The following is a 15,675-nucleotide window of genomic DNA, read 5'->3' as shown; positions in this document are numbered from 1 at the left end:
CAAATATACATAAATAGTAGAATGTTTCAAAAATAAATTTGGGAAGTGAAAGTTTTGTCAGAAAAGGTAATGGGTTTTATAAAAGAAAATTCAATGTTTGATGATGGCGATAAAGTTATAGTTGCAGTTTCTGGTGGACCTGACTCCACATGTTTGCTTTATATTTTAAATGAACTTAAAGATAAACTTGGAATTACACTTGTAGGTGCACATTTGAATCACTGTCTTCGAGGAGAAGAATCAGATAAAGATGAAGAATATGCAAAAAAAACTTGTGAGGCTTTAAATATAGCTTTCTATAGTAATAAAGTAGATATACATAAAGTAGCTAAGGAAAGAAACTTATCTTGTGAAATGGCGGGAAGAGACGTTAGGTATAGTTTTTTCGAGGAACTTGTAATAAAATTAAATGCGAGTAAGGTTGCACTAGCTCATAATGCAAATGATCAAGCAGAGACTATTTTGATGAGAATAATGAGGGGAACGGGCATTGAGGGAATGGTTGGTATAAAGCCAGTTCGTGATAAAATATATGTAAGGCCTATACTTAGGCTTAGTAGAAAAGAAATTGAAAAGTATAATTCTATTAATAATATTAATCCAAGAATAGATAAATCTAATCTAGAAAATATTTACGCAAGAAATAAAGTTAGGCTTGAGATTCTCCCATATATGGAAGAAAATTTTAACAAAGATATAGTTAAAACATTAAATAGATTATCGAACATTGTTAAAAAAGACAATGATTTTTTAAAAATTATTTCTGAGAAAGAATATGAAAAACATTGTGAGATAAGTGAGCAAAGGGTTATAATAAATAAAAGTGCATTTAGTCTGCATGAAGCAATTCTAAGTAGAATAATTAGAAGTGCTTTACTTGCTGTGAATCATAATTTATGCAATTTTGAAGAGATTCATGTATTAAGTATTATAGAACTTCAAAAACATGATACAGGCAAAAATATAATGTTACCCAAAAACATAATAGTTGAAAATTGTTATGGGGATATTCATATATATATATATATAAAAGAGAGTGAAGTAAATGACAATCAATATTCCTTAAATATTAATCAGGAGAATATTATTCATTCTTTAAATAAGGTAGTAAAAATTGATGTTATACCAAAACTTAAATCTACAGAATTTACAGGAACTGATTATATTAAATACTTTGATTATGATCAGATAAATGGACCGATAATACTAAGGCATAGAAAAGATGGAGATAAATTCATGCCACTTGGTATGAATGGTAATAAAAAAATAAAGGATTTGTTTATTGATTTAAAAATACCTAAGTCTCATAGAAATGAAATACCTTTAATATGTTTTGGGGATGATATAAGTTGGGTAGTTGGGTATAGGGTTAGTGAAAAATTCAAGGTTTCAAAGGATACTAAAAATATATTGCAGATTAGAATTGGAAGAGAGGAATAAAAAATGAATAAAAATATTAAAGAGGTACTGTACAACGAAGATCAATTAAGGGATAAAATCAGGCAAATGGGTGCGAAAGTAAGTAAAGATTATTACGGTAAAGATCTTATACTTATTGGTATTTTAAAGGGCTCAGTTATATTTATGTCAGATTTGTTAAAAGAAATTACAATTCCATGTAAAATGGATTTTATGGCAGTATCGAGTTATGGAAATTCAACTAAAACTTCAGGAGTTGTAAGAATACTTAAGGATTTAGATTTTGAAATTCAAGGAAAGGATGTTCTGATAGTAGAAGATATCATAGATTCAGGTGTTACACTCAAATATCTAATGAAATGTCTATCTGCAAGAAAGCCAAGTAGTTTAGAAATTATATGTTTACTTAATAAACCAGAAAGACGAAAGGTAGATATAGATGTTAAATATGTAGGGTATGATGTACCAGACTTTTTCATTGTAGGATTTGGCATGGACTATGCAGAAAGATATAGAAATTTACCATATATAGGAATACTGAAAGACGAAATTTATAAATAAGTGTGGATTATAATAATTACTTATTAATATACATATTATTGTCAATTGCTTTTTAATATGATAAAATTTCATAGTAAAATAAAAAGGGAGGGGGGTTTCTAATGAAAAAAATTTCTAGTGCATCAATTTGGCTTGTGGTGTTTGTACTCGTGATTTTAGCATCACTGACCTTACTTGAGACTAATAAAAAAGTTGATACACTTAGTGTTAATCAATTCCAAGATTATTGGGTTAAGAAACAAATCAAAAGTGTTCAGGTAAGAGAAGATAAAACAGTAGAAGGACAATTAATTAACGGGACACAATATGAAACGATAGTTCCACTATCGAGATTAATGCAAGTTATGGATAAAAACCCAAATGATAAAGTTACAGAAACATATGTAAAACCAGCAAGCATGCCGATGTGGTTGCAAATAGTACCAACATTGCTTATTATTCTAATGCTAGTAGCATTTTGGTTTATGTATATGCAACAATCTCAAGGTGGCGGTGGTGGTGGTAATAGAGGGGTAATGAATTTTGGTAAAAGTAGAGCCAAGATTGCCACTCCCGATAAGAAGAAAGTTACATTTGATGATGTTGCAGGTGAAGATGAAGAAAAGGACGAACTTGCAGAAGTTGTAGATTTCTTAAAACAACCTAAAAGATACTTAGAGGCAGGTGCAAGAATTCCTAAAGGAATATTACTTGTTGGGCCGCCAGGTACTGGTAAGACTTTACTTGCAAGGGCAGTTTCAGGAGAAGCAGGAGTCCCATTTTATAGTATATCGGGTTCTGACTTTGTAGAAATGTTTGTTGGTGTTGGAGCTTCAAGAGTAAGAGATCTATTTGAGCAAGCTAAAAAAAGTGCTCCTTGTATAATATTTATTGATGAAATTGATGCAGTAGGTAGACAAAGAGGTGCTGGTGTTGGTGGTGGCCATGATGAAAGAGAACAAACGCTAAATCAGTTATTAGTTGAAATGGATGGATTTGGTGTTAATGAAGGCATAATCATGATAGCGGCGACTAATAGACCAGATATATTAGATCCAGCTCTTTTAAGACCGGGCAGATTTGATAGACACATATTAGTAGGTGCACCTGATGTTAAGGGAAGAGAAGAAATTCTTAAAGTACATTCTAAGAATAAGCACTTAGCAGATGAGGTAAAGCTTGATGTATTAGCTAAGAGAACACCAGGATTTACTGGTGCGGATTTAGAGAATCTAATGAATGAAGCTGCATTACTTACAGTAAGAAATAATAAAAACGTTATAGAAATGTTAGAACTTGATGAAGCAGTAACTAGGGTTATTGCAGGCCCTGAGAAAAAGAGCAGGGTTATTAGTGAAAAAGATAGAAAATTAACAGCATATCATGAGGCGGGGCATGCGGTAGTAATGAAATATTCTCCATTATCAGATCCTATTCATCAAATAAGCATTATACCAAGAGGTATGGCGGGTGGATATACAATGCATCTACCTGAAGAAGATACGTCTTATACTTCAAAATTAAAACTTAAAGATGAGATGGTTGGATTGCTTGGTGGTAGAGTTGCAGAAAAATTAATAATGAAAGATATTAGTACTGGCGCTAAAAATGATATTGATAGGGCGTCATCTATAGCAAGAAAAATGGTCATGGAATATGGTATGAGTGATAAGCTTGGACCAATATCCTTCGGTAATGATCATAATGAAGTATTCCTAGGAAGAGATTTAGGTAAAAGTAGAAACTTTAGTGAACAAGTAGCTTTTCAAATAGACTCAGAAGTTAAAGATCTTATTGGTGAAGCTTATGCAAAAGCTGAAAAGATTCTTGATGAAAATATAGGTAAACTTCACGCAGTAGCTCAAGAATTACTTTTAAAGGAAAAACTTGAGGGTGCAGAATTCGAAGCTATAATTGCTAGAACAGAATCAGATGAGATAGAATTATCTTAGATTGTTAAAGTTAAAAGACATACAGAGAATTTACTGTATGTCTTTTTTTAGATCAAAGTAACTATGGATTTTTTATCATAAGAATCTTCTGAAGATTTACTTAACTCATATTTAAACATTTGATATGAATTGTGATATAATATAAAAGATTAGTTTCATAAGGTAATAAGCAGTAATGAGTTTAAGGAGTTAATCTACTTAAGTAAATTTTAAATAATATATATGTACCGCAAGTTATGATTTAATTAGATGCTAATAATAAAATTATATCTAGAATTATAACAAAAAAAATTTTATAAAGGAATGCTGTCTGTTTAATTTATATATAAGGGGTGAAGCATATGAAAAGTGATATAGAAATTGCACAAAGTGCTAAGATGTTGCATATAAGTGCAGTTGCGCAGAAAATGGGATTAGGTGAGGATGATATTGATTTATATGGAAAATATAAAGCAAAAATTTCATTAGATGTATTAAGAAAAAATGAAAATAAAAAAGATGGAAAGTTAATATTAGTTACGGCAATTAATCCTACTCCAGCAGGAGAAGGAAAATCTACCGTTACAATAGGACTTGCAGAAGCTTTATGTAAAAAAGGTAAAAATACAATAATTGCTTTAAGAGAACCATCTCTTGGACCAGTATTTGGAATTAAAGGTGGCGCGGCTGGTGGCGGATATGCTCAAGTGGTACCGATGGAGGATATAAATTTGCATTTTACCGGTGATATGTATGCAATAACTGCTGCTAACAATTTATTATCAGCGGCTATAGATAACCATATTCAACAAGGTAACGAACTTGGAATTGATAGCAGAAAAATCATATTTAAAAGAGTTATGGATATGAATGATAGAGCTTTAAGACATATCATTGTTGGAATTGGTGGTAAACCTAATGGATTTACACGTGAAGATGGGTTTATGATAACAGTTGCGTCGGAAATAATGGCTATTTTATGTTTGGCAAGTAACCTTATGGACCTAAAGGAAAGAATGGGAAAGATTTTGGTTGCATATGATTTGGGAGGACTTCCAATTTATTGTAAAGACTTATCTGTTAATGGTGCAATGGCACTACTTATGAAGGATGCTATAAAACCAAATTTAGTTCAGACGTTAGGTAATACTCCAGCCATAATACATGGTGGGCCTTTTGCTAACATCGCTCATGGTTGCAATAGTATACTAGCAACGAAAATGGCTTTAAAGTTAGGGGATTACGTTGTAACTGAAGCGGGATTTGGAGCGGATTTAGGTGCTGAAAAATTCTTTGATATTAAATGTAGATATGGTAATTTAAAACCAGATTGCGTGGTTCTTGTGGCTACAATAAGAGCACTGAAACATCATGGTGGAGTAAAAAAAGATAAATTAAACGAACCTAATGTAGAAGCACTTTCAAAAGGAATTGGTAATTTAGAAAAACAAATAGAAAATATTGAAAAATATGGGGTTCAGGTAATAGTATCAATAAATAAATTTGTTTCAGATACTGAAAAAGAAATCGAATATGTAAAAGAATTTTGCGCGCAAAAGGGTGTTAAAGTAGACTTGACTGAGGTTTGGGAAAAGGGTGCAGATGGAGGCCTAGAACTTGCGAGTAAAGTAATAGACACTATTGAAAACAATAAAAGTGAGTTCAAAGTCCTATATGATGAGAAACTTGCTATAAAAGAAAAGATAAACATTATTGCCACGGAAATATACGGAGCAAATGGTGTAGAATATAGCCCGTCTGCAAATAAGCAAATTGCTGAAATAGAAAAGCTAGGGCTTGATAAAGTTCCTATATGTGTTGCTAAAACTCAAAACTCTTTGTCAGATAATCCAAGGCTTTTGGGGAGACCAACAAATTTTACAATAAATATTAAAGAAATTACGATATCTAATGGAGCGGGGTTTATTGTAGCCTTAACAGGAAACATAATGACAATGCCTGGTCTTCCAAAGATACCTGCAGCAAATAAGATGGATATATTTGAAGATGGAACTATTACAGGTCTATTCTAAAAAAAAATGTTATTGCTTTATTTTGATAAGGGTGTTATAGACTATATCTATGACACCCTTATTTTTTGTAACAACATAAATTATTAAAAATATAAATAAATATTTTAATATAAAATTTATTATAAATATTTAACTTGACAAATATATTCAAATTGTTAGAATTAGATTGATAAATTAGCAATGTTTTATATAGATGTTTTATTGTATTTAATATGCTATTATTATGTTTTAACATAGGGAAAACATGAAGCGATTTGTAAGTCGTTTTATATTATATAGGTGGTGTATAAAGTGATTTTAGTTTTAGATGTTGGAAATACTAATACTGTTTTAGGAGTTTTTAAGGAAAAAGAATTACTTGTTGAGTGGAGACTTTCTACTGATTCAAATAAAACTGCAGATGAATATGGAATTCAAGTAATGCAATTGTTTCATTTACGTAACATAAAAGTAGAGCATGTTAAAGGTGTAATAATTTCATCAGTTGTTCCAAATATTATGTATTCACTAGAACACATGATAAGAAAATATTTTGATTTAATACCTATGATAGTTGGACCAGGTATAAAGACTGGTATAAATGTAAAATATGATAATCCTAAAGAAGTAGGTGCAGATAGGATTGTTAACGCTGTGTCTGCTCATGCAATTTACAAAAGATCATTAATTTTGATTGATTTCGGGACAGCTACAACCTTTTGTGCCATAAGTAAAGATGCTAATTATTTAGGTGGAACCATATGCCCTGGTATTAAAATAGCTTCAGAAGCTTTGTTCGAGAGGGCAGCAAAGTTACCCAGGGTGGAACTTATAAAACCAGATACAGTTATATGTAAAAATACTGTTGCAAGCATGCAGTCTGGGATAATATATGGATATATCGGACAGGTAGATTATATTGTTAATAAAATGAAAAGCGAAATGATTAATATGGGGGAAGAAGAGCCGTTTGTAGTGGCAACAGGAGGACTTTCAAAGTTAATAACCAAAGACTCTTCAGCTATTGATGAGTTCCATCCTAATCTTACATTAGAAGGGCTTAGAATGATTTACGAAAAAAATAGGGAATAGGTGATTTAATGAGAATATCAAATATCGAATTTAAAAATGATGTTTTTTTAGCTCCTATGGCAGGAATTACAGATATTGCATTTAGAGGGTTATGTAAAGAATTGGGATGTGGACTTTTGTATTCTGAAATGGTAAGTGCTAAAGGCTTATATTATGGTAGTAGTAATACGGAATCACTTATGCGAATATCGGATGAGGAGAAACCTATAGCTATCCAGATATTTGGAAATGATCCTAAGATTATGGCTAGTGCTTGTGAAATTTTCAATACAAGGGATGACATAGACATTGTCGATGTAAATATGGGGTGTCCGGTACATAAAATAGTGAAAAATGGTGAGGGATCTGCTTTAATGAAAAATCCTAAACTTGCAGCGCAAATAATAAAAGAAATGAAAAAGGTTTCTGTAAAGCCCGTTACAGTTAAATTTAGAAAAGGCTTTGACTCAAATAGTATTAATGCAGTAGAATTTGCTAAATATATGGAGGATGCTGGCATAGATGCTATTACAGTGCACGGTAGGACTCGCGAGCAAATGTATGAAGGTAAGGCTGATTGGGATATTATAAGGGCTGTAAAAGAAAGTGTTAAAGTACCTGTAATAGGTAATGGAGATATATTTTCTGTAGAGGATGCAAAACGCATAAAAGAAATAACAAATTGTGATGCCATAATGATTGCAAGAGGGGCTATGGGTAACCCATGGATTTTTAGAGAAATTATGCAGGCGATAAATAAAGAAGAGGTCATATACCCTAAGCAAGGCGAGAAAATAGATATGTGCATAAGGCATTTAGATTTAGCTGTAAAATATTACGAAGAAAGTAAGGCAGTCAGAGAAATGAGAAAACATACAGCTTGGTATATTAAAGGTATTAGTAATTGTACTGAGATTAAGAATAAAATTAACACTAAAAAAAATTATGTTGAGGTTAAGGAATTGCTCTTAGAGTATAAAGAGTTTTTGAAGTCTGTTTAAAGTTTGTTCGAGGACTGTAAATATATAGTGAAAACATGAATTTATAGAATTAACACTGAATAAGATAGTAATACATTAATTTATAAGGTGTGTATGGATGAAGCCAATTTTATGTATAACTTCAAATATTGATAATTCCTATAATCAATTCGGTTTTCTCAGTAGAGTTAGGGATAAACTAAAGACAAAAATAATAACTAGTGAATATATTAAAGAACTAGACATTAGATTTATAAATGCACGGATGCCATCTAATTTTAATAATAGAGCATATTATTATAATGTAAATTACGCTAAAAAAATATCTAAATGCACAGAAGTACAATTATCACTAAAAACACTAAGGCCTATGGACTACAATTATTATAATGATTTTCAAAAGAGATTTTTGGCCTTTAGTGTTATAAAAAGTGTGCAACTTATGCTTAGAGTAAGAAATAAAAGTATTAAAAATTGCTGTATTGTAGTATATGATGCTTGCGATGCGATAAACTACAATATTATTTTACAGCTCGCTAAATATAGTAAATATATTGTGCTTTTGTCATCTGACTTAACGAAAAGTAGAAAATTGGCAGATTATATTGTTGCAAGTTATGGCGTATCACCTATTGTGACAGATGATGAAATCTATGCTACTAAAATAGCGGATTTTATTATATCATCTAGGAACCATGAATTTGATTATGGAAATTTAGTATGGTTCTTAGATAATAGCATCAATAAACGACAAAATATCACTGCCGTAAATGATGTAAGTTATAGTGTACCGTGGAACATTACTAGCGCTGATTCATCAATAGAACTTGTAGGAGCGATATTATGTCAAATGCAAGAAGATGATATAGAAAAGTCGCTTAAGTATAATGACGTACACCTAAAAGAAATAAAATTTAATAATAATGTAGTATGTTAATATGTTTTAATAAAATATATTGACAATATAGACTCTCTGATTTATAATGGCTAAATAGTTACATGATTGTTATTATAATAATAAATTTTAGAATAATAATTCATTAATTTGACTTATTAGTCTTATATTATATAAAGTACATTCCTTATATGCTTAAAAACACTATCATGGAGGGGGAGCAACATACCACGGTATTGTTAATTTATAGTGGATTTTATAAATGGTTATTAACTTATGTAATAAAAATATAAAAGGGGAGAAATATATGAGTGAACCAAAACAATATGTGATGACCTATGAGGGCATTACAAAGTTGGAGGCAGAATTAGAACTTCTTAAGACCGTTAAGAGAAAAGAAATAACAGAAAAGATAAAAGTTGCACTTGGATATGGGGACTTGAGTGAGAACTCGGAGTATGAGGATGCTAAGAATGAGCAAGCGTTTGTAGAAGGAAAAATATTGCAATTACAAACCATGCTTAGAAATGCAAGCGTTGTAGATGAAAATGATATTGAAAAAGATGTAGTGGGTATAGGAGCAATAGTAAAGGTTAAGGACTACCAATTTGATGAAGAAGTTGAATTTTATATAGTGGGATCAGCAGAAGCAGACCCAATGGTAAATAAGATATCCAATGAATCGCCAGTTGGGAGAATGCTTATTGGTAAGAAAGTAGGGGCGATTATAGAAGTTATTGTGCCAGACGGTATTGGCAAATATGAAATATTAGAAGTGCGACGTTCGTAATTATTTAAAACGCGATTAATCTTTATAGAATAAAGATTAATATAAAGCAAAGCATTTATAAAGTTAGATTTTTATAAATAATAAATCGTTTACAAATAATAAGGGTACTTAACAATTTATAATTGTTAGGTGCCCTAAAGAAATATATACATATATAAAACACATATATATTGAAAAAATGTGGTAGACTTAATTATTAATAATTATTTTATGACCTAAAGAAAAGTAGGAGGGGTAGTAATGTCAAACGAAAAAAAGAATGAAGAAAAAAGCATGCATGAACTTGAATCGAAATATAATGAGCAGGTAACAATAAGACGACGAAAATTATCTGCTTTAAAAGAAGACGGTAAGGATCCCTTTGATGTATACAAAGTTGAAAGAACTCATACATCTCAAGAGGTTAAGGACAATTATGAGAAATTAGAGGGAACCCAGGTTATTGTAGCAGGGAGACTTATGTCTAAAAGAGTTCATGGCAAGGCGGGCTTTTCTGATTTACAAGATAGATATGGAAGAATTCAACTATACATAAAAATAGATGCCGTAGGCGAAGAAAAATTAAAAGAATATAAAAGTTTTGACATAGGGGATCTTTTAAGTGTCAGTGGTACAACGTTTGTTACACAAACGGGTGAGATATCATTACATATAGCTGATTTTCAGCTTATAGCAAAATCATTAAAACCACTTCCGGAAAAATGGCATGGATTAAAAGATCCTGACTTAAGATATAGACAAAGAGAAGTAGATATAATATCTAACCCACAAGTTAAAGATACTTTTTTGAAGAGAATAGGAATAATTAAGGCTATTAGACAATTTTTAGATGATAAAGGTTTTTTAGAAGTAGAAACACCAATACTATCACCAATAGCAGGAGGAGCAGCAGCAAGGCCATTTATGACACATCATAATGCATTAGACATGGATATGTATCTTAGAATTGCTACAGAACTATATTTAAAAAGACTTATTGTTGCTGGTTTTGAAAAGGTATATGACATGGGTAAAAACTTTAGAAATGAAGGAACTGATATAAGACATAATCCAGAATTCACATGTATAGAGCTATATGAAGCTTTTGCAGATTATAATGATATGATGGAGATTACTGAAAATATGATAGCTTATGTTTGTGAAAAAATTCATGGAACGACGAAAGTAAATTATCAAGGAACTGAAATAGACTTTACACCACCATGGAGAAGAATTACTATGGTAGATGCAGTAAAAGAATATTCAGGTGTGGATTTTGCTAAAATAGCTACTAATGAAGAAGCTAGGTTTATAGCTAAAGAAAAGCATCTAGAGTTTAAAAAAGAATTAAAAAATTGTACAAAGGCAGATATCTTAAATGAATTATTTGAAGTATTTGTGGAAGAAAAATTAATTCAACCAACATTTTTATGTGATTACCCTGTAGAAATATCTCCTCTTACAAAGAAGAAGAGAGGAAATGAAGCGTTCACGGAGAGATTCGAAGGCTTTATATTTGGACGAGAAATTTGTAATGCATATTCAGAGTTAAATGATCCAGTTGTTCAACGAGAAAGATTTATGCAACAAGCTAAAGAAAGAGAATTAGGTGATGATGAAGCATATTTAATAGATGAAGAATTTATGAGTGCATTAGAAACAGGAATGCCACCAACAGGAGGTCTTGGTATAGGAATTGATAGATTGGTAATGTTCCTAACTGATGCTTATTCAATAAGAGATGTTATACTGTTCCCTACAATGAAACCAATTCAGTAATTTATAGGGCATTTTAGTTAGTCTAAAATGCCCTTTTGTTATATATAGTTATTAATATATAAAATATAAACCTAGTGGGGCATTTTTTTATTTGGATTTAATAAAAATAAGGCTATTGCATATTAAATTATATGTGGTATAATGTCTATAGAGTTAATAATAATTTTATTCCGCGATAGCTCAACGGTGGAGCGCTCGGCTGTTAACCGATAGGTTGAAGGTTCAAATCCTTTTCGCGGAGCCATTTTTTTATTTGCAAAATATATTATAGTAGTTAAAATACTATAGTTATATAAATTAAATATAATATGAGATTTAATGATACATTAATATAATAAAATATTTCACTATGATAAAGAAGAGTAATAGTAATACTTTATAAGAGAGATTGTGGTTAGTGTAAACAATCAAAGTATTATTGTGAAAGGAACTTTTGAGTGTATAAAATTTAGAGTAGGGCATGTGCCAATAAGGGTGGAACCGCGGAAGTAATTTTCGTCCCTTACGGTATAGTCCTTTTTTTATATTGAAAATTTAGGAGGTATTAAAATGATATTAAAAAAAAGCATGGATAAGATTGTTACTTTATGCAAGACTAGAGGGTTTGTATTTCCAGGATCAGATATATATGGAGGACTTGCTAACTCGTGGGATTATGGTCCTTTAGGAGTTGAATTTAAAAATAATGTAAAAAAGGCTTGGTGGAAAAAATTTGTTCAAGAAAGTCCGTATAATGTAGGTGTTGATTGTGCTATACTCATGAATCCTGAAGTGTGGGTTGCAACGGGCCATGTTGGAGGATTTTCAGATCCACTAATGGATTGTAGAGAATGCAAAGCTAGATTTAGGGCAGATAAATTAGTTGAAGAGCATATGACAAGTCTTGGAGTAGAAGTAGCCACTGCTGATGGATGGACGAATGAAGAGTTAAAAGATTATATTGAAAAGAATGAAATAGTATGTCCTAAATGTGGAAAGAAAAATTTTACAGATATTAGAAAATTCAATTTAATGTTTAAAACATCAATGGGAATAACAGAAGATGGGAAATCCGATATATATTTAAGACCCGAAACTGCTCAAGGTATTTTCGTAAACTTTAAAAATGTTCAAAGGGCATCAAGAAAAAAGATTCCATTTGGTATAGGCCAGATAGGTAAGGCATTTAGAAACGAAATAACACCAGGAAACTTTATTTTTAGAACAAGAGAATTTGAACAAATGGAATTGGAGTTTTTTTGTAAGCCGGGTACAGATTTAGAATGGTTTAAATATTGGAAAGATCAATGTGCTAGTTTCCTATATGATTTGGGAATGGAAAAAGAAAATTTAAGATTTAGAGACCATGATAAAGAGGAATTATCGTTTTATAGTAATGCTACTTGTGATATAGAATTCTTGTTTCCTTTTGGATGGGGAGAGTTATGGGGAATTGCGGATAGAACTGATTATGACTTAAAGAAACATATGGAACATTCGGGGAATGATTTAAGCTATTTAGACCCAATCACTAATGAAAAATATGTACCATATTGTATAGAGCCATCCCTTGGTGCAGATAGAGTTGTTCTTGCATTCTTAGCTAATGCATATGATGAAGAAGAACTTAAGGGTGGAGACTTAAGAACAGTGCTTCATTTACATCCAGCACTTGCACCATTTAAGGCAGCTGTTTTGCCACTCAGCAAAAAATTATCAGAAAAATCTCTTGAAGTTTTTGCTATGCTAAGTAAGAAATTCAATGTAGATTATGATGAAGCTGGGAGTATAGGAAAGAGATATAGAAGAGAAGATGAAATAGGAACTCCTTATTGTATAACTGTGGATTTTGATACTTTAGAAGATGACGCTGTAACAATTAGGGATAGAGATACAATGGAGCAAATAAGAGTAGGCATAGATGAACTTGAAAAGTTTATAGAAGAGAAACTTGTATTTTAAATGCAAAAAAACTACAAATTTAATTAAAAATTAGTAATTTAAGGTAGAATATAGTGTGTGGTATGAATGCGGGATTGAATAGTCTAGATTTATACTACACACTAATTTTTTTGTAGAATAATTTAAAAAACTTCTGTTATATCAAAATAAAGATTAATGGTATACAAAGATAATAATGAACATCATTGGTGATTTAAGCGTTATTATTAATATAAATAATTATGTAGTAATAATATAATATAAAAAATACAAAGTTTGCATGGAGGGTTATATGGAGAAAAATTTCAGAGAGTTTAAAGAACTTATAAAAGGCAAAAAAGTTGGAGTTGTAGGTATAGGGGTTAGCAATATTCCTTTAATATATTTCTTAGTTAAATTACAGGCTAACATTACAGCTTTTGATAAAAAAAATCAAAGCAAGCTTGGCAAGACTGCACTAGATTTAAAGGAAGCTGGGGTTAAATTAATTTTAGGAGAAGATTACTTGAATGATTTAACAGGATTTGATGTTATTTTCAAGACACCGTCTATGAGAATAGATAATCCCGCTCTTTTAAAAGCAAAACAAGAGGGGACATATATAACATCGGAAATGGAAGAGTTTATAAAGTATTGCCCTGCGAAAACTTTTGGTGTGACTGGTAGTGATGGTAAAACAACAACAACAACAATAATATATAATATATTAAAGAGCGAGGGTTATAAAACATGGGTTGGGGGTAACATAGGAAATCCATTGTTTGCAAACATTGAAGAAATAACTAAAGAAGATAAAGTAGTATTAGAGTTATCAAGTTTTCAACTTATGACAATGAATGTTTCGACGGATGTTGCAGTAGTAACAAATTTAAGCCCAAACCATCTAGACATCCATAAGAATATAGAAGAATATATAGATGCAAAGAAGAACATATTCAAATATCAAAGAGATCATGATCTTCTTATTCTTAATAAGGATAATGAGTTAACTTATGAATTAAGAAAGCAGGCCATGGGTAGGGTTAAATATTTTAGTGTAATAGATAAGATGGAAGAAGGGGCATACTTTCAAGATAATAAATTATTTGTTATGAATAATTTAGTATGTAACCTTGATGAGATTAAATTAAAAGGTATGCATAATGTGCAAAATTTATTAACTGCCTTTTGTGCAACTCAGGAAGAGGCATCAGTTGCAAGCATGAGGAAAGTTGCGACCACTTTTGTAGGTGTGGAACATAGAGGCGAGTTTGTGCGAGAAGTAGAGGGAGTTAAGTATTACAATGATTCAATAGCTTCTACTCCAACGAGAACAATAGCAAGTCTTAAAGCTTTTGAAAAACCTGTTATATTAATTGCAGGTGGTTATGATAAGAAGCTACCTTTTGAGCCATTAGCAGAGGAGGCCTATGTGAATATTAAAACACTAATATTAATCGGTGCTACTAAGTATAAAATAAAAGAAGTTTTTGAACAAATATTAAGGAATAAAAAAGTACATTTAGAAATAATACTTGCAAAGGAACTTGATGAAGCAATTTACACAGCTAAGCAAATTGCTAAACCAGGAGATATTGTAACGTTATCACCTGCATGTGCAAGTTTTGATATGTTTGATAATTTTGAAGTAAGAGGTAATAAATATAAGGAAATAGTAATGTCGCTAAAATAAAGGTGCATTATTATGGATATAAATAAAAACTTCAGTATAAATTACTGGAGTCTTTGTTTTATATATTTAGAATATGATACCACTATAGATAATAATAAGATGATTTTAATTAATGCTAGTTAAGATAATGAACATATAATATGAAGCTTCATATATAATGGTATTAAGTTAACAACAAATGCTCCAAGCGTATCACTATGCGTAAAATCGAAGATATGATAGAAATACGGATAAAAATGAAAATAAATAGGTAAAATGGGTGACAATAAACAACTAGTGTTTTATACATGTGATATTATATTAATTGTCGCTGGAACACACAGTTATAAATTAATTTGGAGTGATTAGTGATTCTATAAAATTTATTATCAATTATTTTTAAATGGTTGACAACAAATTGAAAAAGATTTATAATAGTAAAGTCGTCACATGATGACAAACAAATTGGTCTTTGAAAATTAAACAGAAAAATAGGTAAAGAAATAAAATAATGTTTTATTTTAACCAGTCAATTACTTTAGTAAAAGTAATATTTTAGTCGTAAGACTAAAAAGTATGTAATGAGCTTGCTAACCAACTTAACAGTTGGCGCAGATTAATTATTTCAACAAAAAAGTGTAAACTTTTAAATTGAGAGTTTGATCCTGGCTCAGGACGAACGCTGGCGGCGTGCCTAACACATGCAAG

At 30.9% G+C, this 15,675-nt stretch carries 11 protein-coding genes, 1 tRNA gene, 1 rRNA gene and 1 other annotated feature; all 13 genes read left to right on the top strand.

Going from position 1 to position 15,675, the window contains the following annotated elements:
* Positions 1-45 precede the first annotated feature (45 nt).
* Complete coding sequence (gene tilS / locus KPL37_RS03560) at positions 46-1,440, top strand: tRNA lysidine(34) synthetase TilS (protein ID WP_343216212.1); 1,395 nt, start codon at positions 46-48, stop codon at positions 1,438-1,440.
* Positions 1,441-1,443: 3 nt separating this feature from the next.
* Positions 1,444-1,980, top strand: coding sequence for a hypoxanthine phosphoribosyltransferase (gene hpt / locus KPL37_RS03555; protein WP_216146060.1), 537 nt, complete (start codon positions 1,444-1,446; stop codon positions 1,978-1,980).
* Between the two features lie 101 nt (positions 1,981-2,081).
* Positions 2,082-3,911, top strand: a complete 1,830-nt coding sequence (gene ftsH / locus KPL37_RS03550) for an ATP-dependent zinc metalloprotease FtsH (RefSeq protein ID WP_216146059.1) — start codon at positions 2,082-2,084, stop codon at positions 3,909-3,911.
* Between the two features lie 341 nt (positions 3,912-4,252).
* A complete protein-coding gene (locus tag KPL37_RS03545) occupies positions 4,253-5,923 on the top strand; it encodes a formate--tetrahydrofolate ligase (protein WP_216146058.1) in 1,671 nt (556 codons plus the stop codon).
* 291 nt (positions 5,924-6,214) lie between these two features.
* A complete protein-coding gene (locus tag KPL37_RS03540) occupies positions 6,215-6,994 on the top strand; it encodes a type III pantothenate kinase (protein ID WP_216146057.1) in 780 nt (259 codons plus the stop codon).
* An 8-nt stretch (positions 6,995-7,002) separates the two neighbouring features.
* Positions 7,003-7,974, top strand: coding sequence for a tRNA dihydrouridine synthase DusB (dusB, locus tag KPL37_RS03535; RefSeq protein WP_216146056.1), 972 nt, complete (start codon positions 7,003-7,005; stop codon positions 7,972-7,974).
* Positions 7,975-8,071: 97 nt separating this feature from the next.
* Positions 8,072-8,890, top strand: a complete 819-nt coding sequence (locus KPL37_RS03530) for a Rossmann-fold NAD(P)-binding domain-containing protein (protein ID WP_216146055.1) — start codon at positions 8,072-8,074, stop codon at positions 8,888-8,890.
* 265 nt (positions 8,891-9,155) lie between these two features.
* A complete protein-coding gene (gene greA / locus KPL37_RS03525; RefSeq protein WP_216146054.1) occupies positions 9,156-9,638 on the top strand; it encodes a transcription elongation factor GreA in 483 nt (160 codons plus the stop codon).
* A gap of 240 nt (positions 9,639-9,878) precedes the next feature.
* Positions 9,879-11,396, top strand: coding sequence for a lysine--tRNA ligase (lysS, locus tag KPL37_RS03520; RefSeq protein ID WP_216146053.1), 1,518 nt, complete (start codon positions 9,879-9,881; stop codon positions 11,394-11,396).
* 169 nt (positions 11,397-11,565) lie between these two features.
* Positions 11,566-11,640, top strand: a tRNA-Asn gene (locus KPL37_RS03515).
* A gap of 96 nt (positions 11,641-11,736) precedes the next feature.
* Positions 11,737-11,902: a binding site (T-box leader), on the top strand.
* 43 nt (positions 11,903-11,945) lie between these two features.
* Positions 11,946-13,337, top strand: coding sequence for a glycine--tRNA ligase (locus KPL37_RS03510; RefSeq protein WP_216146052.1), 1,392 nt, complete (start codon positions 11,946-11,948; stop codon positions 13,335-13,337).
* Between the two features lie 271 nt (positions 13,338-13,608).
* Entirely contained in the window at positions 13,609-14,988 is a 1,380-nt protein-coding gene (gene murD, locus KPL37_RS03505) for a UDP-N-acetylmuramoyl-L-alanine--D-glutamate ligase (protein WP_216146051.1), read from the top strand.
* 626 nt (positions 14,989-15,614) lie between these two features.
* A 16S ribosomal RNA gene (locus KPL37_RS03500) occupies positions 15,615-15,675 on the top strand; the annotation flags it as partial.

This window comes from Clostridium frigoris, assembly GCF_018861865.1.
Taxonomy (GTDB): Bacteria; Bacillota; Clostridia; order Clostridiales; family Clostridiaceae; genus Clostridium_AD; species Clostridium_AD frigoris.
The sequence above is the reverse complement of the archived record's forward strand: the minus strand, read 5'-3'. Positions and strand labels throughout refer to the sequence as shown.

Excerpts from the sequence above, each read along its gene's own strand:
- murD (WP_216146051.1), top strand. The coding sequence starts at position 13,609 with ATGGAGAAAAATTTCAGAGAGTTTAAAGAACTTATAAAAGGCAAAAAA.
- greA (WP_216146054.1), top strand. The coding sequence starts at position 9,156 with ATGAGTGAACCAAAACAATATGTGATGACCTATGAGGGCATTACAAAG.
- KPL37_RS03545 (WP_216146058.1), top strand. The coding sequence starts at position 4,253 with ATGAAAAGTGATATAGAAATTGCACAAAGTGCTAAGATGTTGCATATA.
- hpt (WP_216146060.1), top strand. The coding sequence starts at position 1,444 with ATGAATAAAAATATTAAAGAGGTACTGTACAACGAAGATCAATTAAGG.
- dusB (WP_216146056.1), top strand. The coding sequence starts at position 7,003 with ATGAGAATATCAAATATCGAATTTAAAAATGATGTTTTTTTAGCTCCT.
- lysS (WP_216146053.1), top strand. The coding sequence starts at position 9,879 with ATGTCAAACGAAAAAAAGAATGAAGAAAAAAGCATGCATGAACTTGAA.
- ftsH (WP_216146059.1), top strand. The coding sequence starts at position 2,082 with ATGAAAAAAATTTCTAGTGCATCAATTTGGCTTGTGGTGTTTGTACTC.
- KPL37_RS03530 (WP_216146055.1), top strand. The coding sequence starts at position 8,072 with ATGAAGCCAATTTTATGTATAACTTCAAATATTGATAATTCCTATAAT.
- KPL37_RS03510 (WP_216146052.1), top strand. The coding sequence starts at position 11,946 with ATGATATTAAAAAAAAGCATGGATAAGATTGTTACTTTATGCAAGACT.